Source organism: Streptomyces sp. BK239 (assembly GCF_004217285.1).
Classification (GTDB): Bacteria; Actinomycetota; Actinomycetes; order Streptomycetales; family Streptomycetaceae; genus Streptomyces.
Genome location: NZ_SHKS01000001.1, coordinates 112571 through 136579, shown reverse-complemented (window position 1 = coordinate 136579; position 24009 = coordinate 112571). Strand labels below are relative to the sequence as shown.

At 71.4% G+C, this 24009-nt stretch carries 25 protein-coding genes, 1 tRNA gene and 1 riboswitch; of the genes, 10 read left to right on the top strand and 16 right to left on the bottom strand.

What is annotated here, in order from left to right; genetic code table 11:
- Positions 1 to 7 precede the first annotated feature (7 nt).
- Positions 8 to 325, top strand: a complete 318-nt coding sequence (locus EV567_RS00590) for a hypothetical protein (RefSeq protein ID WP_130436580.1) — start codon at positions 8 to 10, stop codon at positions 323 to 325.
- Positions 326 to 374: 49 nt separating this feature from the next.
- Here the strand turns inward: EV567_RS00590 and EV567_RS00585 are convergent, their stop codons facing one another.
- Positions 375 to 1304, bottom strand: coding sequence for a hypothetical protein (locus EV567_RS00585; RefSeq protein ID WP_130436579.1), 930 nt, complete (start codon positions 1302 to 1304; stop codon positions 375 to 377).
- A 101-nt stretch (positions 1305 to 1405) separates the two neighbouring features.
- Positions 1406 to 2368, bottom strand: a complete 963-nt coding sequence (locus EV567_RS00580) for a GlxA family transcriptional regulator (protein WP_130436578.1) — start codon at positions 2366 to 2368, stop codon at positions 1406 to 1408.
- A gap of 208 nt (positions 2369 to 2576) precedes the next feature.
- Between EV567_RS00580 and EV567_RS00575 the strand changes: the two genes are divergently transcribed.
- Positions 2577 to 3026: a hypothetical protein gene (locus EV567_RS00575; protein WP_130437508.1), complete on the top strand. Its 450-nt coding sequence runs from the start codon at positions 2577 to 2579 to the stop codon at positions 3024 to 3026.
- A 42-nt stretch (positions 3027 to 3068) separates the two neighbouring features.
- Here the strand turns inward: EV567_RS00575 and EV567_RS00570 are convergent, their stop codons facing one another.
- Both EV567_RS00570 and EV567_RS00565 read right to left on the bottom strand, forming a co-directional pair.
- The gene (locus tag EV567_RS00570) at positions 3069 to 4550 is read right to left on the bottom strand and encodes an MFS transporter (RefSeq protein WP_130436577.1); all 1482 of its coding nucleotides are present in this window, start codon (positions 4548 to 4550) and stop codon (positions 3069 to 3071) included.
- A gap of 244 nt (positions 4551 to 4794) precedes the next feature.
- Positions 4795 to 6168, bottom strand: a complete 1374-nt coding sequence (locus EV567_RS00565) for a DUF445 domain-containing protein (protein WP_130436576.1) — start codon at positions 6166 to 6168, stop codon at positions 4795 to 4797.
- Between the two features lie 174 nt (positions 6169 to 6342).
- Between EV567_RS00565 and EV567_RS00560 the strand changes: the two genes are divergently transcribed.
- Complete coding sequence (locus EV567_RS00560) at positions 6343 to 7665, top strand: SGNH/GDSL hydrolase family protein (RefSeq protein ID WP_130436575.1); 1323 nt, start codon at positions 6343 to 6345, stop codon at positions 7663 to 7665.
- Between the two features lie 72 nt (positions 7666 to 7737).
- Here EV567_RS00560 and EV567_RS00555 read toward each other — a convergent pair whose 3' ends face one another.
- The 4 genes from EV567_RS00555 to EV567_RS00540 form a co-directional block, all read right to left on the bottom strand.
- Positions 7738 to 8451 (bottom strand): DUF1707 domain-containing protein, encoded by a 714-nt coding sequence (locus tag EV567_RS00555; protein ID WP_130436574.1) that lies wholly within the window; start codon positions 8449 to 8451, stop codon positions 7738 to 7740.
- Positions 8452 to 8483: 32 nt separating this feature from the next.
- Positions 8484 to 9479, bottom strand: a complete 996-nt coding sequence (locus tag EV567_RS00550; RefSeq protein ID WP_207228642.1) for an ATP-binding cassette domain-containing protein — start codon at positions 9477 to 9479, stop codon at positions 8484 to 8486.
- A gap of 8 nt (positions 9480 to 9487) precedes the next feature.
- Entirely contained in the window at positions 9488 to 10252 is a 765-nt protein-coding gene (locus EV567_RS00545) for an ABC transporter permease (RefSeq protein ID WP_130437507.1), read from the bottom strand.
- 193 nt (positions 10253 to 10445) lie between these two features.
- Positions 10446 to 11246 carry an ABC-2 family transporter protein gene (locus tag EV567_RS00540; RefSeq protein WP_130436573.1) on the bottom strand — a complete coding sequence of 267 codons (801 nt, stop codon included), beginning with the start codon at positions 11244 to 11246 and terminating at the stop codon, positions 10446 to 10448.
- 258 nt (positions 11247 to 11504) lie between these two features.
- Between EV567_RS00540 and EV567_RS00535 the strand changes: the two genes are divergently transcribed.
- Positions 11505 to 13910, top strand: a complete 2406-nt coding sequence (locus EV567_RS00535; RefSeq protein WP_130436572.1) for a transglycosylase domain-containing protein — start codon at positions 11505 to 11507, stop codon at positions 13908 to 13910.
- Positions 13911 to 13965: 55 nt separating this feature from the next.
- Here the strand turns inward: EV567_RS00535 and sugE are convergent, their stop codons facing one another.
- The 3 genes from sugE to EV567_RS00520 form a co-directional block, all read right to left on the bottom strand.
- On the bottom strand, positions 13966 to 14286 hold the full coding sequence (gene sugE, locus EV567_RS00530; RefSeq protein WP_130436571.1) for a quaternary ammonium compound efflux SMR transporter SugE: 321 nt from the start codon (positions 14284 to 14286) through the stop codon (positions 13966 to 13968).
- Between the two features lie 40 nt (positions 14287 to 14326).
- Positions 14327 to 14400, bottom strand: a riboswitch (guanidine-III (ykkC-III) riboswitch).
- 53 nt (positions 14401 to 14453) lie between these two features.
- On the bottom strand, positions 14454 to 14756 hold the full coding sequence (locus EV567_RS00525) for a co-chaperone GroES (RefSeq protein WP_207228680.1): 303 nt from the start codon (positions 14754 to 14756) through the stop codon (positions 14454 to 14456).
- Positions 14757 to 14854: 98 nt separating this feature from the next.
- Positions 14855 to 15184 (bottom strand): DUF3618 domain-containing protein, encoded by a 330-nt coding sequence (locus EV567_RS00520; protein WP_130436569.1) that lies wholly within the window; start codon positions 15182 to 15184, stop codon positions 14855 to 14857.
- A gap of 100 nt (positions 15185 to 15284) precedes the next feature.
- Here EV567_RS00520 and bcp point away from each other — a divergent pair, with 100 nt between their 5' ends.
- The 3 genes from bcp (at position 15285) to EV567_RS00505 (ending at position 17040) form a co-directional block, all read left to right on the top strand.
- Positions 15285 to 15752, top strand: coding sequence for a thioredoxin-dependent thiol peroxidase (bcp, locus tag EV567_RS00515; RefSeq protein ID WP_130436568.1), 468 nt, complete (start codon positions 15285 to 15287; stop codon positions 15750 to 15752).
- A 125-nt stretch (positions 15753 to 15877) separates the two neighbouring features.
- A complete protein-coding gene (locus EV567_RS00510; protein WP_130436567.1) occupies positions 15878 to 16939 on the top strand; it encodes an HNH endonuclease signature motif containing protein in 1062 nt (353 codons plus the stop codon).
- 13 nt (positions 16940 to 16952) lie between these two features.
- Positions 16953 to 17040: transfer RNA gene (locus tag EV567_RS00505), tRNA-Leu, on the top strand.
- Between the two features lie 42 nt (positions 17041 to 17082).
- Here EV567_RS00505 and rdgB read toward each other — a convergent pair.
- From rdgB to EV567_RS00485, 4 genes are all read right to left on the bottom strand, one after another.
- A complete protein-coding gene (gene rdgB, locus EV567_RS00500; RefSeq protein WP_130436566.1) occupies positions 17083 to 17685 on the bottom strand; it encodes an RdgB/HAM1 family non-canonical purine NTP pyrophosphatase in 603 nt (200 codons plus the stop codon).
- Between the two features lie 69 nt (positions 17686 to 17754).
- Entirely contained in the window at positions 17755 to 18159 is a 405-nt protein-coding gene (locus EV567_RS00495) for a hypothetical protein (protein WP_130436565.1), read from the bottom strand.
- Positions 18160 to 18333: 174 nt separating this feature from the next.
- Positions 18334 to 19071: a ribonuclease PH gene (gene rph / locus EV567_RS00490; protein WP_130436564.1), complete on the bottom strand. Its 738-nt coding sequence runs from the start codon at positions 19069 to 19071 to the stop codon at positions 18334 to 18336.
- An 85-nt stretch (positions 19072 to 19156) separates the two neighbouring features.
- Positions 19157 to 19390 carry a glucose PTS transporter subunit EIIB gene (locus tag EV567_RS00485; protein WP_130436563.1) on the bottom strand — a complete coding sequence of 78 codons (234 nt, stop codon included), beginning with the start codon at positions 19388 to 19390 and terminating at the stop codon, positions 19157 to 19159.
- Between the two features lie 163 nt (positions 19391 to 19553).
- Between EV567_RS00485 and EV567_RS00480 the strand changes: the two genes are divergently transcribed.
- Together EV567_RS00480 and EV567_RS00475 are read left to right on the top strand one after the other, a co-directional pair.
- Positions 19554 to 20867 (top strand): PTS transporter subunit EIIC, encoded by a 1314-nt coding sequence (locus tag EV567_RS00480; RefSeq protein ID WP_130436562.1) that lies wholly within the window; start codon positions 19554 to 19556, stop codon positions 20865 to 20867.
- 253 nt (positions 20868 to 21120) lie between these two features.
- Positions 21121 to 22386: a PTS transporter subunit EIIC gene (locus EV567_RS00475; protein WP_130436561.1), complete on the top strand. Its 1266-nt coding sequence runs from the start codon at positions 21121 to 21123 to the stop codon at positions 22384 to 22386.
- A 71-nt stretch (positions 22387 to 22457) separates the two neighbouring features.
- On the opposite strand, the gene EV567_RS00470 is transcribed toward EV567_RS00475, so the two are convergent.
- Entirely contained in the window at positions 22458 to 23210 is a 753-nt protein-coding gene (locus tag EV567_RS00470; protein WP_130436560.1) for an MBL fold metallo-hydrolase, read from the bottom strand.
- Positions 23211 to 23483: 273 nt separating this feature from the next.
- On the opposite strand from EV567_RS00470, the gene EV567_RS00465 reads away from it, so the two are divergent.
- Positions 23484 to 23942, top strand: coding sequence for a type II toxin-antitoxin system PemK/MazF family toxin (locus tag EV567_RS00465; protein WP_130436559.1), 459 nt, complete (start codon positions 23484 to 23486; stop codon positions 23940 to 23942).
- Positions 23943 to 24009: the final 67 nt, after the last annotated feature.

Below are 24009 nucleotides of genomic sequence, written 5' to 3'. Positions count from 1 at the left end.
TGAGGTCATGGCTGAGAGTTCTGGTGCCCGGGTTCCCGGTGCGGTGATCGCCGCGGGTGGGCTCGTCGGCGGGTACGGGGTGGCCCGGTGGACGAAGAAGCGGCCGCTCGGCGGTGTCGTGCTGGCCGCCGCGGGGGCCGCCGCCGCGCGGCAATGGCGGCAGCGGGCCGGCGGCAAGGCCGCGGGGGCGCTGAGCGTCGCGTACGTCGCCGCCTTCGCCGGGTCGCATCCGCTGGCCAAGAAGGTGGGCGCCTGGCCGTCGGTGTTCGGTGTCGCCGGGGCCGTCGCGCTGGCGTCCTGGGTCGTGGCGGACCGGCGCGGCTGAGGCGGGACACGCCGGCCCCACGACCGGTGACCTGCGCTGAGGGCCCGTCTTACGAGGACGGCGGGTACGTCGGCTGCGGCGGGTACGCGGCGTACGGGGACGGCTCCCCGAAAGCCGGCGGCGGGGCCTGCGCCGGGATCCCCACCGGCTCGGGCGCTGCGTCCCGCTCCCGGCCCAGCGCCGAGCGGAACGTCACCCCGTACCGCCGGTTGAGTCGCCGTACCTCCCACACCGACAGCAGCGTCACCGACAGCGGGCCGCCGAGCAGGAAGGTGTAGAGGACCAGCGGCGGGGCGGCGACGTCGGGGCCGTCGAAGAGGCTCAGCACGAACAGCGCCCAGACGAGGAACGGGGAGATCAGCGCCGGCAGCAGTTCGTGCACGTCGCCCACACGGAAGCAGGAGTTGAGGGCGTACACCACCGCGCCCAGGGTGAAGAGCGCGGCGACGACCACCACGATCAGGCCGCCGAGCAGCAGCACGATGAACAGCAGCAGGCACAGGAGCCAGACGAGTATGCCCGCGGACCGGGCGTCGGCCCAGGGAATGATCTCCCCGCGCGTCAGCCTGGGCAGCAGCATCGCCACGCCGGCGGCCAGCGCCGCGCAGCCGAGGATGGCGCCGAGCGCGGAGCCCGGGCCGGTGAGGCGTCTGACGTAGAGGCGGCGCAGCGGAGGGCGGGCCGCGCCGATGAAGACGCTCAGGCAGACCAGGCCGGCGACGAAGGTGATCGCGCAGCCGGCCAGTACGTCCACCAGCTTGCCCAGCAGGATGTCCTCGCCGCTCTGCGCCAGCGGGTACGCCGCGAGCATCCACACCGTGGCGACCCCGCCGACCACGGTACGGCCGGAGCGGAGGCGCTGGACCACGTCGTCCTGGATGCGGTCGGAGCGGGAGTCGCGGGTGACGGCCGCGGCGAGGCCGAACGGGTTGCGCACGGAGCGCGGCGCGACGGACGTGCGCCTGCGGTCGCTGTTCAAGAAGTCGTCTCCCCCGAGTACGAGCCATGGTTCACGTGTTCGCACGTGCCACGGCCCGTCACCCTAGCCGATCATCGACCGGCGGCGGGATCATGCTCCCGTCAGGCCACCGGCCGCTCCGCGCGGAACGCCTTGCGGTAGCCCTGGGGGCTCGTTCCGACGACGCGGCGGAAGCGTTCACGGAAGGCGGTCGGCGAGCCGAACCCCGCCTGGGCGGCGATGCGTTCGACCGGGTGGGCCGTCGTCTCCAGCAGGTGCTGGGCCCGCCGGATCCGGGCCCGGTGCAGCCATTGCAGGGGCGTCGTCCCGGTCTGTTCGCGGAAGCGGCGGTTGAGGGTGCGGGTGCTCATGCCCGCGCGGGACGCGATCTCGTCGAGGGTGAGATCGCGGTCGCAATGGTCCTCCAGCCACCGCAGCACGGGTTCCAGCGTGGCCCCGGCGGGCGTCGGCGGCATGTCGTGGACGATGAACTGGGCCTGGCCGCCCTCCCGTTCGAGCGGCATGACGCACATGCGGGCGGCCTGGGCCGCGACCGCCGAGCCGTGGTCCCTGCGGATCATGTGCAGGCACATGTCCAGCGCCGCCGCGGCGCCGGCCGAGGTGAGGAACTGACCGTTGTCGACGTACAGGACGTCCGGGTCGACCGTCACCTTCGGGTAGCGCTCGGCCAGTTCGCGCGCCGCGAACCAGTGGGTGGTGGCGCGCAGGCCGTCGAGCAGGCCGGTGGCGGCGAAGAGGAACGCGCCCACGCAGATGGAGGCGATGCGCGTGCCGTTCGCCGCGGCCTCGCGCAGCGCCTCGGCGACGCCGTCGGGCAGCGGGTCGGGCGGCTCCTCCACGCCGGGCAGGACGATCGTGTCCGCCTGAGCGAGGGCCTCGAGGCCGTACGGAGTCCGCACGGTGAAGGGTCCCGCGCCGACCTCCCCCGAGGGGTACGGGGAGCAGACCCGCACCCGGTACGCCTCCCGGCCGTCGGGCAGCCGCACCCAGCCGAAGGCGTCGACCGGGACGGACAGATCGAACGGGACGACCCCGTCGAGGGCCAGTACGGCGACGGTGTGCATGGCGAGAGCGTAGAGCGTGGGCCGGCGGCACCCCGGGGGCGGCCCGGCCCCCCCTGGCGGAGGGGACGGCACTCCGGCTCCTCCGGCTTCTCCGGCTCCTCCGGCTCCTCCGGCTCCTCTGGCTCCTCTGGCTCCTCCGGCGAGAATCCGGTGGCCTCTGGCATTTCCGCCACTTCTGCCGGGTCCGCCGCCCGCCTACCGTCGGCCCGTGACCAAGTTCCTGCTCGCTCTCCACGTCCTCGCCGCGATCGTCGCGGTCGGCCCCGTCACCGTCGCGGCCAGCATGTTCCCGCCCGCGGCGCGCCGGGCCCTGCTCGCGCCCGACGACGTGGGGGCGGCCGGGACCGTCCGGTTGCTGCACCGGATCTGCCGGGTCTACGCCGGTCTCGGCATCGCCGTTCCCGTGCTCGGGTTCGCCACGGCGAGCGTGATGGGGGTCATGGGCGACGCCTGGCTGATCGTGTCGGCGGCGCTGACCGTGCTGGCCGCGATCGTCCTCGTCGTCCTGGTGCTGCCCCGGCAGGAGGTGCTCCTGGAGGGCGGCGGCGACCGCGGGACGACCGTGCGGCTCGCCATGTTCACCGGGGTGTTCAACCTGCTGTGGGCCACGGTGACGGTGCTGATGATCGTCCGGCCGGGATCCACCACAGGGGCCTGAACCGCAGCGGTTCAGGCCCCTTCCGGGAGGCGTCGCGCTCGTCTACGCGTTCGCCTTCGTGCCGTCCTCAGACGCCGCCGCCGTCAGCGGCTGGGCGACGTCCTCCAGCGAGCGGCGTTCCGCGCTGACCGCCAGGAAGGCGGCGACGAGGCCCGCCGCGCACATCAGGCCCGCGCCGATCTGGAACGCGAGGACGGTGTCGCCGACGTGGCCCGTGCCGGTGAGGTCGGCGAACAGCAGGGGGCCGCTGATGCCGCCGGCGGCGGTGCCGAGGGCGTAGAAGAAGGCGATGGACATCGCCCGGGTCTCCATCGGGAAGACCTCGGAGACCGTGAGGTAGGCGCTGGAGGCGCCCGCCGAGGCGAAGAACAGCACCGCGCACCAGCACGCCGTCAGCGTGGACGCGCTCAGCGAGCCCTGGTCGAACAGCCAGGCCGTGCCGAACAGGAGCAGCCCGGACAGCAGGTACGTCGACGAGATCATCACCCGGCGGCCGACCGTGTCGAACAGCTTGCCCAGCAGGATCGGGCCGAAGAAGTTGCCGAGCGCGATGACGGCGAAGTAGTAGCCGGTGTCGCCCGTCGGCACGTCGAAGAACGTGGTCAGGATCGCGCCGAAGCCGAAGGTGATCGCGTTGTAGAGGAACGCCTGGCCGATGAAGAGGGAGAAGCCGAGGATCGAGCGCCGGCGGTAGTCGGAGAACACCGTGCGGGCGATCTCCAGGAAGGACACGCTGCGGCGCTGGTGGATGGTCAGCTCGCCCTCGGCCGCCGGAAGCGGCTCACCCTTCTCCTCCTCGACCCGCCGTTCGATGGAGGAGACGATCCGCTCGGCCTCGTCGTCCCGCCCGTGGATCAGCAGCCAGCGCGGACTCTCCGGGACGTGCCGCCGTACGAGCAGGATGACCAGGGAGAGTACGGCGCCCAGCGCGAAAGTCAGACGCCAGCCGACGTTCGCCGCGAACAGGTCCGTGTTCAGCGCGACGATCGACAGCAGCGAACCGCCGACCGCGCCCAGCCAGAAGCTGCCGTTGATCATCAGGTCCACACGGCCCCGGTACTCCGCCGGGATGAGCTCGTCGATCGCCGAGTTGATCGCCGCGTACTCGCCGCCGATGCCGAAGCCGGTCAGGAAGCGGAAGAGCAGGAACCACCAGGTGTCGAAGGAGACCGCGGTCAGGGCCGTGGCCACGAGGTACACCGCGAGGGTGATCATGAAGAGTTTCTTGCGGCCCCAGCGGTCGGTCAGCCGGCCCCAGAACAGCGCGCCGAGGCAGGCGCCCGCGACGTACAGGGCGGCGGCGATGCCCGTGACCTGGCCGGAGGAGATCGGCAGGCCGCTGCCGGGCTCGGACAGCCGGCTGGCGATGTTGCCGACGACCGTGACCTCCAGGCCGTCGAGGATCCACACGGTGCCGAGGCCGATGACGACCGTCCAGTGCCAGCGGGACCAGGGCAGACGGTCGAGTCTGGCGGGGATGTCGGTGGTGATGGTTCGGCCGGTCTTGGCCTCTGCGGTGGTCATGGGCTCCCTCCTCGTCGAGCGGACCTCGGCACGAGTGCCCTGACGCTGCCGCTTTAGGCCGGGTGGGGTGGGGTGAGGTGCCCTCCGCTTGTCGGGTGCTCGGTGTTCACGCCGGCGTTGACCGGGGGCTGCCGCCCCCAGGCCCCCGCTTCGGCCCTGGACGGGCCTGGTCCTCAAGCTCCCCCAGAGGGGGGACCCCCAGACGGGCTGAGTGACACCACCCGGCGCCCGCAAGCACCGCCCGTCACGCCCCCAAGCCCCTCGCCACCGCGTAGATCACCAGTCCCGCCAGTGAACCGACCACCGTGCCGTTGATGCGGATGAACTGGAGGTCCCGGCCGATGTGGGCCTCGATCTTGCGGGTGGTGTGTTCGGCGTCCCAGCTCGCGACCGTGTCGGTGATCAGGGAGGTGATCTCACGGCGGTACGTCGTCACGACGTGCACCGCCGCGCCCTCCACCCAGCTGTCCACCTTCTCCTGGACCTTGGGCTCGTGGGCCATCCGGCCGCCCAGGGAGAGCAGTGAGGCGCGGACGCGCAGCCTGAGCTCACTGCGTTCGTCCTCCGCCGCGGCGACGATCATGGACCGTACGGCGGTCCAGGCCGACGCGATGAGGTCCTGGACCTCGCCGCGCCCGAGCACCTCGCCCTTGAGCCGTTCCACCCGCGCGCGTGTGTCGCCGTCGGACTGGAGGTCGGAGGCGAAGTCGCTGAGGAAGCGGTCCAGGGCGCCGCGGGCCGGGTGGGACGGCATGTCCCGCATCTCGGTGCAGAACCGGAGCAGTTCCTTGTAGACGCGTTCGCCGACCTTCTTGTCGACGAACCGCGGGGTCCAGCCGGGCGCGCCGCCCTGGACCGCGTCCATCACGGAGTCGGCGTGCAGGACCAGCCAGTCGTGCGCACGCGAGACCACCAGGTCGACGGCGCGGCGGTGACCGCCGTCGGCGACGATCTTCTCCAGCATCTTGCCCATGCCGGGGGCGATCTCCCGGGCGTCGGCGCGGCGGGTGATCGCCTCGCCGACCACCGCCTGCACGTCGGAGTCGCGCAGCACGGTCAGCGCGCCGCGCAGCGCGGTCGCCAGCTCCGCCGTCACCCGGTCGGCGTTGCCCGGCTCCGCCAGCCAGGCGCCCAGCCTGCTGCCGATGCCGACGGCGCGCAGCCGCTGCCGTACGACGTCCTCGGAGAGGAAGTTCTCGCCGACGAACTCGCCCAGGGAGATGCCGAGCTGGTCCTTCTTGGTGGGGATGATCGCCGTGTGCGGGATGGGCAGGCCCAGCGGGCGGCGGAAGAGGGCGGTGACGGCGAACCAGTCGGCGAGCGCGCCGACCATGCCGGCCTCGGCCGCGGCCGCCACGTATCCGGCCCAGGCGCCGGCGCCGTGGTGTGCGGCGAGTTCGGCGAGGACGTACACCACGGCGACGAACAGCAGCAGGCCGGTCGCGGTGATCTTCATCCGGCGCACGCCGCGGCGGCGCTCCTCGTCGGCGGCGCTGAAGACGGTCATGGCGCGTGCCGTGCCCGCGCGCCCGGCCGCTCCGGCGGCCGCCGCCTCACCGGCTCCCGGCCGCTCGTCCGCTCCGGCTTGCGTCTGTGTATGCGTCTGCGTACGGTCCATCCGCTCCACCCGTTCCGGTCCCCCACGTCCCACACATGGACATTCTCCCTTCCTGACCGACTCCCGGAACGGAACAGGAGTTCCCTTCGTCTGTCTGTCGGGGAGTTCGACGGCGATCTCCCGTATGCCGTCGGGAGCCTCGGCGCTCCCCCGCCCGAGGAGATTCACCACCGCATGTCCGCCACCCGGCACATCGCCCTGCCGGCCGCCCTCCTCGCCGTGATCGTGTCAGTCTCCGCCGTCGTCTTCCTGAGCGTCGATGCCGCCGACGGCCGTCACGGCGACTCCCCGGGCACGGTCCGCCCACCGCACGGCGCCGCCGCGCCCGCCGGGGTCTGGGTCGGCACCTGGGCCGCCGCGCCCGTGGCCGGCGAGCCGGGCACCCGGGCGACCGGCATGGCGGGCCGCACGGTGCGCAACGTCGTCCACACCAGCGTCTCCGGCACGAGTGCCCGCATCACGCTGTCCAATCTCTACGGCACCCTGCCGCTGCGCGTCACCGCCGCCACCCTCGCCGTCGCGGACGACGACGGCGGCCCGGCGGCAGCCGACGGCACCCTGCGCCGGCTCACCTTCGGCGGGCGCGGCTCGGTCGTCGTCCCGGCGGGCGGGCAGGCCGTCAGCGACGCCGTCGCCCTCGACATCCCAGGGGACTGCGACGTGCTGGTCAGCACCTACACGCCGGCCTCGTCCGGACCGGTCACCTACCACCCGTACGCCCGCAGGACCAGCTACGTCGCCGTCGGCGAGCACACCGGGGACACCGCGGGGGACGTCTACACCGGCCAGATCGGCTCCTGGCGCTACCTCACCGCCCTGGACGTGCTCAGCCACGAGGCCGACGGAACCGTCGTCGCCTTCGGGGACTCCCTGACCGACGGTGTCACCTCCACCCTGAACGCCGACCGCCGCTATCCCGACGTGCTGTCCGAGCGGCTGCGCGCCGCCGCCTCCCACGGCCGGGACACGCCGCGCTACGGCGTCGTCAACGCGGGCATCAGCAGCAACCGGGTCCTCGCCGACGGCGGCGGGACGGCGGGCAACGCGAGCGGGATCAAGCGGTTCGCGCGGGACGTCCTCGCCCGTCCGCACGTCAAGGCCGTCGTGATCGACCTCGGCGTCAACGACATCCTGCGCCACCCGGCCGGCGGCGACGCCGACGCGATCCTCGCCGGGCTGCGCACGCTGGTGAGCCGCGCCCACGCCCACGGCGTCAAGGCCGTCGGCGCCACCCTGATGCCCTTCCGGGGCCACCACTCCTACTCGGACGCGCGGGAGGCGACCCGGCTGCGGGTCAACGCGGAGATCCGGTCGGGATCCGTCTTCGACGAGGTCGTCGACGTCGACCAGGCGCTGCACGACCCTTACGACCCCCGTCAGCTGCGGCCGGAGTACGACTCGGGGGACCACCTCCACCCCAGCGACCTCGGGTACCGGCGGATGGCGCAGGCCGTCGAGTTGGCGCAGCTTAAGGCGACGGCTCCGGGCCGGCTGTGACGCGGGCGCCTGCCCGGCTGTGACGCGCGGGCACCCTCCCCCGGCTGTGACGCGGGCGGGCCAGGCGGCGGGTCAGTGCTCCCAGTGCCGCCGGCCGTCCCGTCGCCCTTGGTCGAGCTCCCGCCGGCCGTCCCCGCCCTCCAGCCGCTCGCCGTTCGCCCCGCCCGCCTCGCTCCCCTTGCGTCGCTTGCGCTCGATCCCCACGCCGCCCCAGAACGCGAAGCCCGTCACCACCACCCGCGGTGCGCCCCGCTCCGCCGGCACGCCGTCCTCGCCGTGGTCGAAGCCGCCCATGACGCCCAGGCCCCGCACCACGACCTCCACGCCCGGCGGCACGACCACGCTGATCCCGCCCATGATCGCCACGCAGTTGAGGACGACCTCCCCGGCCGCGAAGTCCGCCTCACGCAGGTCGATCTCGCCCCCGCCCCAGAAGGCGACGGTGTTGAAGCGCCGCGGGACAGTCCACCGCCCCCTGCGCTGGAACCCGGACATCACCGCGACGGCCCACCCCGACGTCCCCTCTCCGCCGACGATCCGCCCAGCCCAACTCCCCGGTCGCGCGGGCTCCTTGCTCATCGGCACCGGGGCGGCGCCTCCCGCCGCGGGGAGATCACGGGTGATCGGAGCGAGCTCGCCGTACGTCCGCGCCCGGTACACGGCGTCCAGCCGCTCCTCGAACTCCCCCATGTCGAGGCGCCCTTCGGCGAGCGCGTCCCGCAGGACCTCGGCGACTCGTTCACGATCGGCGTCGGAAGCGCGCAACTCCGGGGCATCCTCGGTCATGGCAGCAGCCTACGAGTTCCCGGCGGCGGGCACTACGCGATCGCGCCGGGCGTCGTACGGTGCAGCATCTCGGCGATCACCGCCTCGATGTCCGGCTCCCGCACCGACAGGTCCACCAGCGGGTACCGGGCCGCGACCGCCGCCACCAGCGGCGCCGCCGACTGCGACGCAGGGAACGCCAGCCACTGCCGCGGCCCGTCCACCCGTACGACCCGGGCCGGCGGCGGCGCGTCGATCGGCGGCAGCTCCCGCTCCAGGTCGACCACCAGCAACCGTTCGCTCTCCCCCGCCTCGTGCAGCCCGGCGAGCGGACCGTCGTACATCATCCGCCCGTGGTCGATGACCATCACGCGGGAGCACAACTGCTCGATGTCCTGGAGGTCATGGGTGGTGAGCAGGACCGTCGTGGCGCGCTCGGCGTTCAACTCCCGCAGGAACTCACGGACCCTGGCCTTGGACACGACGTCCAGGCCGATCGTCGGCTCGTCGAGGTAGAGGACCTCCGGGTCGTGCAGCAGGGCGGCCGCGATATCGCCGCGCATCCGCTGCCCGAGCGACAGCTGCCGCACGGGCACGTCCAACAGCTCGCCCAGACCGAGCAGTTCGACCAGCCGGTCGAGGTTCTCGCGGTAACGGGCCTGCGGGATGCGGTACATGCGGTGCGCGAGCCGGTAGGAGTCGATGAGCGGCAGGTCCCACCACAGCGTGGTCCGCTGCCCGAACACCACCCCCATGCGATGGGCGAGCCGGGCGCGTTCACGCGACGGGTCGATGCCCGCCACCCGCACCCGGCCCCCGCTCGGCACCAGGATCCCGGTCAGCATCTTGATCGTCGTCGACTTCCCCGCGCCGTTCGGCCCGATGTAGCCGACCATCTCGCCGCGCGCCACGGTGAAGGAGATCGAGTCGACCGCCCGCACCCGCCGCAGCTCCCGCTTCAGCAGACCCGTCCTCTTGCGCACGTCGAAGACCTTCTCGACCCGGTCCACCTCGATGAACGCCGGCCCCACCGGCTCCGCCCCGTCCATGGGCCTCCTCAACTTCCCGTGCTCCGATACGACCGCAGCCCCGCCCGCCAGGCCAGCCCCGCGAGCACGCAGCACACGACCGCAACCAACGGCGGTGCGAACGCGGCTCCTTGAGGCAGCCCCAGCGGATACGGCCGCCCCAACAGGTAAGCGGCGGGAACCCAGTTGACGAACGCCAGCGGCAACAGGAACGTCACCCCGCGCACCAGCTCCCTGCCGAACACCGTCGGCGGGTACTGCAGCAGCGTCTGACCGCCGAACGTGAACGCCGCCTGCACCTCCGCCGCGTCCCGGGCGAGGAACTGGAAGGCCGCGCCCGCCACGTTCACCGCCGAGAAGATCACCGCGCCGCACACCAGCATCACCGGCACGAGCAGCACCTTGACGAGCGTCCACCGGACGTCCAGGGAGGCCAGCGCCCAGCCCAGCACCAGCGCCCCCTGGACGATCCGGGCGACCCGGCGCGGCGCGAACCGGTCCGCGGCGACCTGGGCCAGCACCGGCGCCGGCCGCACCAGCAGCGTGTCGAGCGTGCCGTCACGCACCCGCGCGCCCAGCCGGGACGCCGAGCCGATCGCCAGCTCGGCGCAGCCGAAGCTGGTCGCCGACAGGCCGTACAGCAGGGCGACCTCGGGCAGCGTGTAGCCGCCCAGGACGTCGACCTGCGAGAACATCAACAGGATCGCCACGAAGTCGAGCCCGGTCACCAGCAGCCCGCCGAGCACCGTCATCACGAACGACGCCCGGTAGGCGAACGTGGAGCGCACCCACATCCCGGCGATCAGCCGGTAGGCGCGCAGGCCTTCGAGCACCCGGCCGCCCGCGCCCGGGCTCCGGCCGTCGTGGAAGCCGTGGCCCTTCTCACCGGGTCCCGGGCCGTCGTGCAAGCCCCGGCCCGCCTCGCCCGGCCCCCGGCCGTCGTGCAAGCCCCGGCCCGGCCCGCCCTGCCCCGGCACCCCGGCCGCCTCACCCACCCTGGACCACCACCCGTCGCGTCGCCGCCGCCTGCACCGCACGCCCCGCCGCCAGCAGCGCCACCGCCCACGCCGCCTGGAAGGCGAAGGCGTGCGCCCAGTGAGCCTCCCCCATGAGCACATCGGCCGGCATCTGCAGCTGCGCCGCCCACGGCAGCACCCGCACGACCTCCCCCAACGGCCCCGGCACGGCGTTCAGCGGCAGCGTCATGCCCGAACAGAAGACCCCCGTGATCATCAGCGCCTGGAGCGCGCCCGTGCCGTCCAGCAGCCAGAAACCGCTCAGCGCCACCAGATAGCGGATGGCGAAGCTCACCACCATCGCCAGCAGCACCGCCACCAGGAAGGCCGCCCAGAGCGCCGGATCGGCCGGAAGCGCGGTGGGGAAGACCAGCGCGCCGAAAGCGAACGGCACCACCCCGCGCCCCAGCAGCTGGAACAGCGCCCGCCCCAGGTCGTTCGCCAGCCACCACAGCTGAAGGTCCGCCGGCCGGTACAGGTCGACCGCCACGTCCCCGGTGCGCACCCGCTCCATGAACTCGGTCTCGAAACCGCCGCCCTGGATCGCCAGCGTCGCGTACAGCGCCTGGCCCAGCCACACGAACGTGACGGCCTGCGCCTGGTCGTAGCCGCCGAGCTGCGGCCGCTCGTCCCACAGCGCCAGATACGTGTACACCAGGATCAGCCCGAAGACGGTGTTGGTGAACACCCCCGCGGCCGTGGCCGTCCGGTACGTCGCGTACCGTCTGAAACCGCCCGTTGCCACGGCCGCGTACAACCGCACCGCACCCACGGCACCCGTTCCTTCCCAACCGGGCCGCCCGCCCGGCCCGCCGACACCGAAGCGCAGGAGCCTAGTGCGCGGACACGACGACGTGCCAGGCGTTTTCCGGCATGACGCGGCGACAGACGCCGCACCGCCGACCGGCCGCACAACGCGTGCCGATTGCCGGGAACGGAACGGTTGGTGCGAGAGTCTTCAACAGGGGGCGCAGAACGCGCACGAGGCGTACGGAAAACGTACGACGCGAAACAGGAGTCCGAGCAACACATGAGCGACGATCCGCAGCCGCAGAAGCCGACCGAGGGCTGGGCGGCCCCCGCAGAGCCCGAGGCGGCAGAGCCCGGACCGCCGACGGAGGGGAAGAAGCCCAAGCGGCCCAAGCGCACCGGCTGGCGCCGGCTGCTGCCCACCTGGCGGATGGTGCTCGGCGCCTTCGTCATCTGCGCGATGGTCCTGGCCGCCCTGTTCTTCCTCGGCTACTCCATGGTGAAGATCCCGCCCGCCAACGCCCTCGCCACCAAGCAGAGCAACGTCTACCTCTACGCGGACGGCACCGAGATCGCCCGCGACGGCGAGGTCAACCGCGAGAACGTCACCCTCGCGCAGATCTCCAAGCCGGCCCAGCACGCCATACTGGCCGCCGAGGACCGCGACTTCTACACCGAGTCCGCCGTCGACCCCAAGGCGATGCTGCGCGCCGGCTGGAACACCGCACTCGGCAAGGGCAAGCAGTCCGGCTCCACCATCACCCAGCAGTACGTGAAGAACTACTACCTCGCCCAGGAACAGACCGTCACCCGCAAGGTGAAGGAGTTCTTCATCGCCATCAAGCTGGACCGCGAGACCTCCAAGGACGAGATCCTCGAGGGCTACCTCAACACCAGCTTCTTCGGCCGCAACGCCTACGGCATCCAGGCCGCCGCCCAGGCCTACTACGGCATCGACGCCTCCGAGCTCACCGCCGGCCAGGGCGCCTACCTCGCCGCGCTGGTCAACGCGCCCAGCCAGTACGACGTGACCGCCCACCCCGAGAACCAGAAGGCCGCCGAGTCCCGCTGGAACTACGTCCTCAACGGCATGGTCGACAAGGGCTGGCTCCCCCCGTCCGAGCGCACCGGCATGAAGTTCCCCGCGCCCAAGGAGACCTCCGGCGCCGACACCGGCATGTCCGGGCAGCGCGGCTACCTCGTGCGCGCCATCAAGGACGAGCTGATCCGCGGCGGCATCGTCGACGAGAAGTCCCTCGACACCGGCGGCTACCGCATCACCACCACCCTGCAGAAGAAGAAGCAGGACGCCTTCGTCGACGCCGTCAACGACCAGCTGATGTCCAAGCTGGACAAGAACAAGCGCAAGGTCGACGGCTACGTCCGCGCCGGCGGCGCCTCCGTCGACCCGAAGACCGGCAAGGTCGTCGCCATGTACGGCGGCATCGACTACGTCAAGCAGTACACCAACAACGCCACCCGCCGGGACTTCCAGGTCGGCTCCACCTTCAAGCCGTTCGTGTTCACCTCGGCCGTCGAGAACGACTCCTCCACCCAGGACGGCCGGCGCATCAACCCGAACACGATCTACGACGGCAGCAACAAGCGCCCCGTCCAGGGCTGGAGCGGCGGCGCCTACAGCCCCGAGAACGAGGACGACGGCGACTACGGCGACATCACCGTGCGCGAGGCCACCGACAAGTCCGTCAACTCGGTGTACGCGCAGATGGCCGTGGACGTCGGCCCCGCCAAGGTCAAGCGGACCGCCCTCGACCTGGGCCTGCCCGCCGACACCCCCGAACTCCAGCCGTACCCCTCGGTCGCGCTGGGCGTCGCCACCGCCAGCGTCCTGGACATGGCGGAGGCCTACGCGACGCTCGCCAACCACGGCAAGCACGGCCCGTACACGATGATCGAGAAGGTGCAGAGGGGCGGCACCGACGTCGACGTGCCGAAGCGCAAGACCAGCCAGGCCGTCTCCCGCGAGGCCGCCGACACCACCACCTCCGTCCTGCGCAGCGTCGTCGAGAACGGCACCGCCACCAAGGCCCTCAAGGCGGACCGCCCCGCCGCCGGCAAGACCGGCACCGCCGAGGAGGACACCGCCGCCTGGTTCGCCGGCTACACCCCCGACCTCGCCACCGTCGTCTCCGTGATGGGCCAGGACCCGGTCACCGCCGCCCACAAGTCGCTCTACGGCGTGATGGGCCTGGACCGCATCAACGGCGGCGGCGCGCCCACGCAGATCTGGGCGCAGTACACCAAGGAGGCCCTCAAGGGCACCCCGGCCCGGGACTTCGACCTCGAGGTCGAGGAGGGCTCCGCGGAGTCGGTCGCCCCGCCGGCCCAGCCCTCGCAGGCCCAGTCCTCGCCGAACACGCAGGAAGGTCCGGCCACGAACCGGCCCAGCAACAGCACCCCCAGCACCGACGGCGGCACCACCGGCAGCGGCGGCCCGACGACGGGCGGCGGGGCGAGCCAGGGCACGGCGACCGGCGGCACCGCCACCAGCGGCGCCACCAGCGACGGCGCCACCGGGAACACCTCCGACGGCGGGGCTACCGGCGACGCCTCCGACGGCGGCGCGACCGGGGAGACGACCGCCGACGGCGGCACGGCCACGGACGGCGGCGCCACCACCGCCGGCGGCGGCACACCGGGCACACCCGGAGGCACCGGCCCCTAGGGGCCTGGGTCCTGTGGCCTGAGGTCCAGTGGCCTGAGGTCCAGTGGTCCGAGGTCTAGTGGCCCGAGGTCGCCTTGAGCCCCACCACGGCGACCAGCAGCAGACACACGAAGAAGATCCGGGCGGCGGTCGCCTGCTCACCCAGCACCACCATGCCGAGCACCGCCGCACCGGCCGCCCCGATCCCCACCCACACGCCGTAGGCGGTGCCGATGGGCAGCGAGCGGGTGGCGTACGACAGCAACAGCATGCTGGCGACGATGCCGGCGCCGGTGAACAGGCTGGGGACGAGACGGGTGAAGCCGTCGGTGTACTTCATGCCGACCGACCAGGCGACCTCGAGCAGACCGGCGAGAACGAGCAGAACCCACGCCACGGTGAGCACCTCCGGGACACTGACGTAGACGGAGAACGGGGGTGCGTCGTCTTTGCCTGCGTCATCCCGGTACGGCGCGTCTCGTCGGGCGTCGTCCACGCTAGCAAACAAGCGGGAGGGGGCCGGTGACCTGGGTCACCGGCCCCCTCCCGTCCGTCGGTTCCGCCTCAGAGGTACAGGCCCGTCGAGTCCTCCGAGCCCTCGAAGCGGTCCGCGGCCACCGCGTGCAGGTCGCGCTCACGCATCAGCGAGTACGCGATGCCCCGCACCTCCACCTCGGCCCGGTCCTCCGGATCGAACAGGACCCGGTCGCCCGGCTCCACCGTGCGTACGTTCTGCCCCACCGCGACGACCTCGGCCCACGCGAGCCGACGGCCCACCGCCGCCGTCGCCGGGATCAGGATCCCGCCGCCGGACCGGCGCTCGCCCTCGCCGGCGTCCTGCCGGACGAGGACACGGTCGTGCAGCATCCGGATGGGAAGCTTGTCGTGCTGGGTGCTGTGCTCGCCTCTGTTACCGCTCACGCCTTCGAACCTACCTGCCTCGGCCGGACGGGGACGCCCTCGGGTCAGCCCTTGCGACGCCGGGTGCTCAGGGCCAGCAGCCCCACCACGCCGACCACGACCAGGGCGAGGGGCACGACGCGCTCCAGCCGCGGGGCGCCCTCCTCGTCCACCAACTGCGCCCGCACATCGCTCACAGCCCGGTTGACCTGCACATAGGCCCTTCCGAGCGTGTGGTCGACGTTGGCGACGACCTTGGCCTTGGCGTCCCCGACGATCGTCTTGGGATGCACCCGCACCCCGATCTCGTCGAGTGTCTCGGCCAGCGTTTCACGGCGGCGCCTGATGTCCGCCTCGATCTGCGCCGGGGTTCTGGTGTCCGACGTGTCCGCCACGGTGGGGCCTCCGAAGTGAGCCGACGTTCGTACGTGTCCTGGACAGTCTGTCAGCTCCGTCCACGGCCGCACTGTCAGGGACCCCGGTTACGCTGGTCCGATGAGCGAGCGACTCCAGCCCGGGGACGTGGCCCCCGCCTTCACCCTCCCCGACGCCGACGGCAACGAGGTGTCCCTGTCGGACCACAAGGGCCGCAAGGTCATCGTCTACTTCTACCCGGCCGCGCTGACGCCCGGCTGCACCAAGCAGGCCTGCGACTTCACCGACAACCTCGACGTGCTGGCGGGCGCGGGGTACGACGTCATCGGCGTCTCCCCGGACAGCCCCGAGAAGCTGGGCAAGTTCCGCGACAAGGAATCCCTCCGGGTCACCCTGCTGGCCGACCCCGAGAAGAAGGTCCTCGACGCGTACGGCGCCTTCGGCGAGAAGAAGAACTACGGCAAGACGTACCTGGGCGTCATCCGCTCCACCATCGTGGTGGACGAGGAGGGCAAGGTGGAACGGGCCCTGTACAACGTCCGCGCCACGGGCCACGTCGCCAAGATCATCAAGGACCTCGGCATCTGAATCCCCCACCCACGGCCCGCCCCGACACCCCCGGCGCGGGCCCCACCCCTCCCACGTGACCGTCCGACAATCGGTTCGTTACTCCGTACGAGCCCACGAACAGGCGGCCGAGGACGGAGGGGACCATGGGGGCGCGGAACGCGTCGCAACGATCGGACGTGTACGACCGGGAACGGCTCGCCTCAGAGGTTGCCGAAGCTCGTAACTGGGCGGACTTGATGCGGCGGCTCGGTCTCGCCCCGAGTGGCGGCCGGCGGCGGGTGCTGCAGAAGGAAGTCACCCGCCACGGACTCGACACCAGCCACTTCGTCAAGCGCAGCCCCTGGCGCAAGTATCCCGATGCCGCCATCGCAGAAGCTGCCGCCTCGTCGTCGTCGCTCAGGGAAGTGGCTCTGAAGCTGGGTGCCGTCCCCGCGACGGGGACGCTCTCCCACATCCGACGCCGCATCGCCGCGGCAGGCATCGACATCAGTCATTTCCCCGGCATCGACCGCCCCGAACCGGACCTGCCCTTCACGCCCGATGAACTCCGGGTCGCCGCTGCCGAAGCGACCAGCGTGCGTGGCGCAGCGCGCGCACTGGGCGTTCCCGACGACAGCCGCTCCCGGGCGGCGCTGGGCCGCATGCTGGCTGCACACCGCATCGACGTCAGCCACTTCTCTCACCGGCGAACGGCCATCGACGAAGACGAGCTGCGCAGTCTGGTGGCGGATGCCACCAGTTACGCGGACGTCATGCGTGGTCTCGGCATGGAGGTCAAGGACACCAATCACCGTCGCGTGAGGCGGGCCATTTCACGCCTCGACGTCGACACCAGCCACTTCAGGCGCAGGTCCTGGGGACGGCCGGAACGCCCGGCTCCGGCGCCGACCGCGCAGCGAGTGCTGGTCATGCTGCCGGAGCAGGCGGGGCGGACGAACAGGACCCGCCTGCATCAGGCTCTGACCGAGATCGGGGTGCCGTACGCCTGTGCGGAGTGCGGTAACACCGGAGAGTGGCGAGGACGCCCGATCACCTTGCAGATCGACCACGTCGACGGGAACTGGCGGGACAATCGCCCGGCGAACCTGCGGTATCTCTGCCCCAACTGCCACGCGTTGACGGACACGTGGTGCCGCCGCAAAACCGGTGCGCCCTCGCCGGACGGCACGACAGGCCCGTACACTGAGTGCCGCGGTCGAGCATGATGACCGCTTTTGAGCGGCCGTGATGGAATCTGGCAGTCATGCTGGTTTTAGGTACCAGTGGGTTCACACCCGTGTGGGTTCGAATCCCACCGGCCGCACCACAGAGGGGCCGCCCCACCAGGCGGCCCCTTTCTCGTGTCCGCTCAGCCCAGCAGTTCCCGTACGGCTGGTACCAGGGCTCGGAAGGCCTTTCCTCGGTGGCTGATCGCGTTTTTTTCGGCCGGGGACAGTTCCGCGCAGGTGCGGGTCTCGCCCTCGGGGACGAGGATCGGGTCGTAGCCGAAGCCGTTCGTGCCGGTGGGGGTGTGGCGCAGGGTGCCCCTCAACCGGCCTTCCACCACTCGTTCCGTGCCGTCGGGCAGGGCCAGGGCCGCCGCGCAGGCGAAGTGGGCGCCGCGGTGTTCCTCGGCGATGTCGGAGAGCTGGGCCAGGAGGAGGTCCAGGTTGGCCTTGTCGTCGCCGTGGCGGCCGGACCAGCGGGCCGAGAAGATGCCGGGGGCGCCGCCCAGGACGTCGACGCAGAGGCCGGAGTCGTCGGCGACGGCGGGCAGGCCGGTGGCGCGGGCGAGGGCGTGGGCCTTGAGGAGGGCGTTCTCGGCGAAGGTGACGCCGGTCTCCTTGACGTCGGGCACGTCGGGATAGGCCTCCGCGCCGACGAGGTCGTGGGGCAGTCCTGCGTCGGCGAGGATCGACCTGAGTTCGGTGATCTTTCCGGCGTTGCGGGTGGCGAGGATCAGGCGGGTCATGGCCCCCAGTATCGCGGGGCCGCCGCCCGGCGTGCGCGGCGGTGACCGGCCCGGCCGCTGCAAGGACCTCTAAGGCGTGCAGACCTTCGTCAGTTCGCCCGCCGCGTCGGTGACGGGGCTGAGGTCGGGGGTCGCGTCGCCGTTCTTGACGGCGGTGCGGACGTTGCGGACGGCGGTGGTCAGGTCGTCCACCGCCTTGTCGACGTCGGCGTCGTCGGTGGTGTCGCCGATCTTGGTGAGGTTCTTGTCGATGGAGTCGAGGGACTCCTCGAGCTGGGTGGGGTCGTCGGAGGCGTTCTGCACGGCCTGCTGGAGCTCGGTGACGCTGTCGGCGATGGCGTCGGCGGTCTGGACGCAGTCCAGCGCCTTGTTGACGGCGTCGCAGCCGGTGGTGAATGCGGCCGTGAGCCCGAAGGCCGCCACGGCGGCGGCGGTTGCGGCGATACGGCGACGGCGGCGTCGTCTCTCGGCCATGGTGATGGTCCTCCCCTTGCACAGCCCCGAGGGCCCCCGTGCGCTGACTGGCCGGGCGTGCGGCGGTGAGCCGTGCGCCCTTACCCCTAGACGCGAGCGCGGGCGACCTGGTTGCCCGCCCCCGGCCGCCCGTCCCGGCCTGTCCTCCCCGATGTGCCCCTGTGCCGGCCGGCGCTAGCGTTCGAGGACGGCGTCGAGTGCGGTGCGCTGGAGGGCGGTGAGTTCCTTGCAGCCCGAAACGGCGAGGTCGAGAAGGGAGTTGAGCTCGTCGCGGGCGAACGGCTCGGCTTCGGCGGTGCCCTGGACCTCGACGAAGCGGCCGTCGCCGGTGCAGACGACGTTCATGTCGGTCTCGGCGCGGACGTCCTCCTCGTAGCAGAGGTCGAGGAGGGGGATCTGGCCGACGATGCCGACGGAGACGGCGGAGACGGTGCCGGTGAGGGGCCGGCGGCCGGCCTTGATGAGCTTCTTGCCCTGGGCCCAGGTGATGGCGTCGGCGAGGGCGACGTACGCGCCGGTGATGGCGGCGGTGCGGGTGCCGCCGTCGGCCTGGAGGACGTCGCAGTCGAGGACGATGGTGTTCTCGCCGAGTGCCTTGTAGTCGATGACGGCGCGCAGGGAGCGGCCGATGAGGCGGCTGATCTCGTGGGTGCGGCCGCCGATCTTGCCACGGACGGATTCGCGGTCGCCGCGGGTGTTGGTGGCGCGGGGCAGCATGGAGTATTCGGCGGTGACCCAGCCTTCGCCGCTTCCCTTGCGCCAGCGGGGGACGCCTTCGGTGACGGAGGCGGTGCAGAAGACCTTGGTGTCGCCGAAGGAGATGAGGACGGAGCCCTCGGCGTGCTTGCTCCAGCCGCGTTCGATGGTGACAGGGCGGAGCTGATCGGGCGTGCGGCCGTCGATTCGAGACATGGCGTCGAGCCTAGCGGGAGGAAGGGAACGCGACGGGCCCCTCCCCGTGGAATGGGAGGGGCCCGTCAGCGGTGGACGGCGGGGTTCACATCATGTCTTCGATCTCGGTCGCGATCGGGTCGGCGTCGGTGCCGATGACGACCTGGATGGCGGTGCCCATCTTGACGACGCCATGGGCGCCGGCGGCCTTGAGGGCGGCGTCGTCGACCAGAGAGGGGTCGGAGACCTCGGTGCGCAGGCGCGTGATGCAGCCTTCGATCTCCTCGATGTTGTCGATGCCGCCGAGCCCGGCGACGATCTTCTCAGCCTTGCTGGCCATGTTCGGTCTCCCTGAATTCCCTGGTGTGCGAACCGTTTTGTCGCAGTAACCCACATTCGGCCCAACTTCGCGAGCGATCGCGTCGTGGATGCCGAAGGATGGCGGCACAGTGACGTAATCGTCGGTAGTTGGTCTACACCACCTGACAGGCGGTCGCCAAACCATGAGTGCCGAGAGTGCCGGAAGCACCGCGCCGGGGCAGGTGAGCCCCGCGCGCGCTCGCTGGAACAGCGCGTTCCAGGGGCTGCAGAAGATGGGCCGCAGTCTTCAGCTGCCCATCGCGGTGCTGCCGGCCGCCGGCATTCTCAACCGGCTGGGGCAGCCGGACGTGTTCGGGGACGAGGGGCTGGGGTGGACGAACGTCTCCAGGGTGATGGTGGGTGCGGGCGGGGCGCTGCTGGACGGGCAGTTGGGGCTGCCGCTGCTGTTCTGCGTGGGTGTGGCGATCGGGATGGCGAGGAAGGCGGACGGTTCGACGGCGCTCGCGGCGGTGGTGGGTTTCCTCGTCTACTACAACGTGCTGCGGCAGTTCCCGGAGGACTGCCCCGGGGGTTCGCGGGCGGTGCCGGGGATCGGCTGCCAGGCGACGCTCGACGGGACGGTGACGGCGTTCACCTATCAGAACCCGGGGGTGTTCGGCGGCATCGTGATGGGTCTGACGGCCGCGTACTTCTGGCAGCGGTTCCATCGGACGCGGCTGGTGGACTGGCTGGGCTTCTTCAACGGGCGGCGGCTGGTGCCGATCATCATGGCGTTCGTGGCGATCGCGTTCGCGGCGCTGTGTCTGTGGGTGTGGCCGCCGATCGGCAGCGGGCTGGAGAGTTTCAGCGACTGGCTGGACGGTCTGGACGCCTGGGGTGCGGGCATCTTCGGTGTGGCGAACCGGGCGCTGCTGGTGATCGGGCTGCACCAGTTCCTGAACGTGCCCATCTGGTTCCAGTTCGGCAGTTACACCAAGCCGGACGGGACGGTGGTGCACGGTGACATCAACATGTTCCTGGCGGGGGATCCGGACGCGGGGCAGTTCACCTCGGGGTTCTTCCCGATCATGATGTTCGCGCTGCCGGCGGCGGCTCTGGCGATCATGCACACCGCGCGTCCTGAGCGGCGCAAGGAGGTCGGCGGGCTGATGCTGTCGGTGGCGCTGACGTCGTTCGTCACGGGGATCACGGAGCCGATCGAGTACTCGTTCCTGTTCGTGGCGCCGCTGCTGTACGCGCTGCACGCGGTGCTGACGGGTGTGTCGATGGCGGTGACCTGGGGGCTGGGGGTGCACGACGGGTTCAGTTTCTCGGCGGGTCTCATCGACTACGTCATCAACTGGAACCTGGCGACGAAGCCGTGGGCGATCGTCCCGATCGGTCTGTGCTTCGCGGCCGTGTACTACGTCGTCTTCCGGTTCGCGATCACGAGGTTCGACCTGAAGACTCCGGGGCGTGAGGCGGAGGAGGAGCGGGAGGACGCCACGAAGGCCTGACGCGGCGCCTGCGCGGGGCCCCTGGACCGTCGGTCCGGGGGCCTTTTCGCGTGCCCGGCGGGGAGGGTCGGGGCGGGTGCCGGGCGTAGCGCTTCTGTGATGGTTCCGGCGGTTCCTTATCTCGCCTTCATCGTGCTACAACAGGTCTACACCACCCAGTGGTTTAGACCAGAGACGCTGCCGTCCCTTCCCCCTTTTCCCCGGACGGCGCCTTGCCCTCCCGGCCTGCGTCCGGGGGTCTCAGGAGGAGAATGTGACCACGGCCAGCGCCGCTCCCGCGGCTGACAAGAACAAGGGCGCCGGTGTGATGGCCGTGCTCCAGCGCATCGGGCGCAGCCTCATGCTGCCGGTGGCCGTGCTGCCCGCCGCCGCCCTTCTGGTGCGCCTGGGCAACGACGACATGCTCGGGCGCTCGTCGTTCCCCACCTTCCTCACGAAGATCGCCGGGTTCATGGCGGCGGGCGGCAACGCGATCCTCGACAACATGGCGCTGCTGTTCGCCGTGGGCATCGCGATCGGCTTCGCCAAGAAGTCGGACGGCTCCACGGCGCTCGCCGCGGTCGTCGGCTACCTGGTCTTCAAGAACGTGCTCGCCACGTTCACCGACAAGAACCTGCCGAAGGTGGCGCAGGCCGTCGACGGCAAGGTCGTCATGGTGGACGCGCCGGTCGACGCGAAGGTGCTCGGCGGTGTGGTGATGGGCCTCGTCGTCGCGCTGCTGTACCAGCGGTTCTACCGCACGAAGCTGCCGGACTGGGCGGGCTTCTTCGGCGGCCGCCGGCTGGTGCCGATCCTGTCGGCGTTCGCGGGCCTCGTCATCGGCATCGTCTTCGGCTACATATGGCCCGTGCTGGGCACCGGTCTGCACAACTTCGGTGAGTGGCTGGTCGGTTCGGGCGCCGTGGGCGCCGGTGTCTTCGGTGTCGCCAACCGTGCGCTGATCCCGATCGGGATGCACCACCTGCTGAACTCGTTCCCGTGGTTCCAGGCGGGCGACTACGAGGGCAAGAGCGGTGACATCGGGCGGTTCCTGGCCGGTGACCCGACGGCGGGCCAGTTCATGACGGGCTTCTTCCCGATCATGATGTTCGGTCTCCCGGCGGCCTGCCTCGCCATCTGGCACTGCGCGCGCCCGGAGCGCCGCAAGGTGGTCGGCGGCATGATGTTCTCGATCGCGCTGACGTCGTTCGTCACGGGTGTGACCGAGCCGATCGAGTTCACGTTCATGTTCATCGCGCCCGTCCTGTACGCCATCCACGCGGTGCTCACCGGTGTGTCGCTCGCGCTGACCTGGGCGCTGGGCATGAAGGACGGCTTCGGTTTCTCGGCCGGCGCGGTGGACTTCTTCCTGAACCTGGGCATCGCGACGAACCCGTGGGGTCTGATGCTGGTGGGCCTGTGCTTCGGCGCGGTCTACTACGCGGTCTTCCGCTTCGCGATCGTCAAGTTCAACCTGCCCACCCCGGGCCGTGAGTCCGACGAGGAGCTGGCGGAGATCCAGAAGGCGGAAGCCAAGTAGGACGCCTTCCGGCACCGGCCCGGCCCGCGCGCCCGTCCCGCTGGACGGACCTCGCGCGGGCCGGGCCTTCGTCAGATCTCGTACGACACCCTGGGCACGGCCAGTTCCACCGGGCCGGTGAAGGTCTCGCGGGCGTCGGCGAGGTTGGCCTCGGGGTCGGTCCACGGGGGGATGTGGGTGAGGACCAGGCGGCGGGCGCCGGCCCGGGCCGCCGTCTCTCCCGCCTCGCGGCCGTTGAGGTGCAGGTCCGGGATGCTTTCCTTGCCGTGCGTGAAGGCGGCCTCGCACAGGAACAGGTCGGCGTCGCGGGCCAGTTCGTCCAGGGCCGGGCTGACTCCCGTGTCGCCGGAGTAGGTCAGCGTCTTGCCGCCGTGTTCGACGCGGATGCCGTAGGCCTCCACCGGGTGGGCCACGCGTTCGGTGTGCACCGTGAAGGGGCCGATGTCGAAGGTGGACGGCTTGACCGTGTGGAAGTCGAACACCTCGCTCATGGAGGAGGCGGAGGGGGTGTCGGCGTAGGCCGTGGTGAGGCGGTGCTCGGTGCCCTCCGGGCCGTAGACGGGGAGCGGGTCGCAGCGTCCGCCGTCGTGGCGGTAGTAGCGGGCCACGAAGTACGCGCACATGTCGATGCAGTGGTCGGCGTGCAGGTGGCTCAGGAAGATCGCGTCGAGGTCGTAGAGACCGCAGTGGCGCTGCAGCTCGCCCAGGGCGCCGTTGCCCATGTCGAGGAGCAGCCGGAAGCCGTCGGCCTCGACGAGGTAGCTCGAGCAGGCCGATACCGCGGACGGGAACGACCCTGAGCAGCCGACGACGGTGAGCTTCATAAAGCAGAAACCTCCGCTGGCGGGGATCCGGGGATACGGGGACGGAAAGGGGCGTGACGGGGTGGCGACAGGGGTTGTGCGGTCCGTCGAGCGTAAGGCGCGAAACCCTCGGTCGCTCCTCCGCCAGGGGCCGTTGTGGGCGAACTCACCTGTGCTGTCACCGGTATGGCTGGACGCCGGGCGCGTGAGGCGCGCGGGGAGGGGATCTTGCGCTATGAGCGTCCGGTCGGGGCGCGTGGTCCGCTCGCGTGCGCCCCGGTAACGTTCGTGTGCATGGACACGTCCTGGTGGCTGGCGCTCGCGGCGGTGGTACTGCTGGCGCTCGTCGCCACGCTCGTCGACGGCTGGGGGCGCGGGCGGCGGCCCGCGGGGAGGCGGACCCGGCCGCCGGGGCGGCCGGAGCGGGGGCGCGGCGGGGCGGGGCGGCCGCAGCCGGCGGAGATCTGGTGGGCGAACGTGCCCTTCGAGGACGGGCCGGGCGCGAAGGACCGGCCGTGTCTGGTGCTGGTGGTGCGCGGGAACCGGGTGACCGTGGCGAAGATCACCAGCAAGTACCGCGACGAGCGGCCCGGCGTGATCCCGTTGCCGCCGGGCGCGGTGGGGGACGCCCAGGGCCGGCCGAGCTACCTGGAGACGGGCGAGCTGCGTCAGGTCCGTCTGTCGGACTTCAGGCGACGCGTCGGCGTCGTGGATCCGGCCCTGTGGGACCAGGTCCGTCATCTGACGCGGTAGGGCCTGTCCGGCGGATCCTGCCGCAGACGCGACAAGCCACCGTCGCTGTCCTGCGACCGGATCCGCC

Coding starts and splice junctions, on each gene's coding strand:
- EV567_RS00590 (WP_130436580.1), top strand. CDS start 8: ATGGCTGAGAGTTCTGGTGCCCGGGTTCCCGGTGCGGTGATCGCCGCG.
- EV567_RS00580 (WP_130436578.1), bottom strand. CDS start 2,368: ATGCACACCGTCGCCGTACTGGCCCTCGACGGGGTCGTCCCGTTCGAT.
- EV567_RS00570 (WP_130436577.1), bottom strand. CDS start 4,550: ATGACCACCGCAGAGGCCAAGACCGGCCGAACCATCACCACCGACATC.
- EV567_RS00565 (WP_130436576.1), bottom strand. CDS start 6,168: ATGGACCGTACGCAGACGCATACACAGACGCAAGCCGGAGCGGACGAG.
- EV567_RS00560 (WP_130436575.1), top strand. CDS start 6,343: ATGTCCGCCACCCGGCACATCGCCCTGCCGGCCGCCCTCCTCGCCGTG.
- EV567_RS00555 (WP_130436574.1), bottom strand. CDS start 8,451: ATGACCGAGGATGCCCCGGAGTTGCGCGCTTCCGACGCCGATCGTGAA.
- EV567_RS00550 (WP_207228642.1), bottom strand. CDS start 9,479: ATGGACGGGGCGGAGCCGGTGGGGCCGGCGTTCATCGAGGTGGACCGG.
- EV567_RS00545 (WP_130437507.1), bottom strand. CDS start 10,252: ATGTGGGTGCGCTCCACGTTCGCCTACCGGGCGTCGTTCGTGATGACG.
- EV567_RS00535 (WP_130436572.1), top strand. CDS start 11,505: ATGAGCGACGATCCGCAGCCGCAGAAGCCGACCGAGGGCTGGGCGGCC.
- EV567_RS00525 (WP_207228680.1), bottom strand. CDS start 14,756: ATGCTGCACGACCGTGTCCTCGTCCGGCAGGACGCCGGCGAGGGCGAG.
- bcp (WP_130436568.1), top strand. CDS start 15,285: ATGAGCGAGCGACTCCAGCCCGGGGACGTGGCCCCCGCCTTCACCCTC.
- EV567_RS00510 (WP_130436567.1), top strand. CDS start 15,878: ATGGGGGCGCGGAACGCGTCGCAACGATCGGACGTGTACGACCGGGAA.
- rdgB (WP_130436566.1), bottom strand. CDS start 17,685: ATGACCCGCCTGATCCTCGCCACCCGCAACGCCGGAAAGATCACCGAA.
- EV567_RS00495 (WP_130436565.1), bottom strand. CDS start 18,159: ATGGCCGAGAGACGACGCCGCCGTCGCCGTATCGCCGCAACCGCCGCC.
- rph (WP_130436564.1), bottom strand. CDS start 19,071: ATGTCTCGAATCGACGGCCGCACGCCCGATCAGCTCCGCCCTGTCACC.
- EV567_RS00485 (WP_130436563.1), bottom strand. CDS start 19,390: ATGGCCAGCAAGGCTGAGAAGATCGTCGCCGGGCTCGGCGGCATCGAC.
- EV567_RS00480 (WP_130436562.1), top strand. CDS start 19,554: ATGAGTGCCGAGAGTGCCGGAAGCACCGCGCCGGGGCAGGTGAGCCCC.
- EV567_RS00470 (WP_130436560.1), bottom strand. CDS start 23,210: ATGAAGCTCACCGTCGTCGGCTGCTCAGGGTCGTTCCCGTCCGCGGTA.
- EV567_RS00465 (WP_130436559.1), top strand. CDS start 23,484: ATGGACACGTCCTGGTGGCTGGCGCTCGCGGCGGTGGTACTGCTGGCG.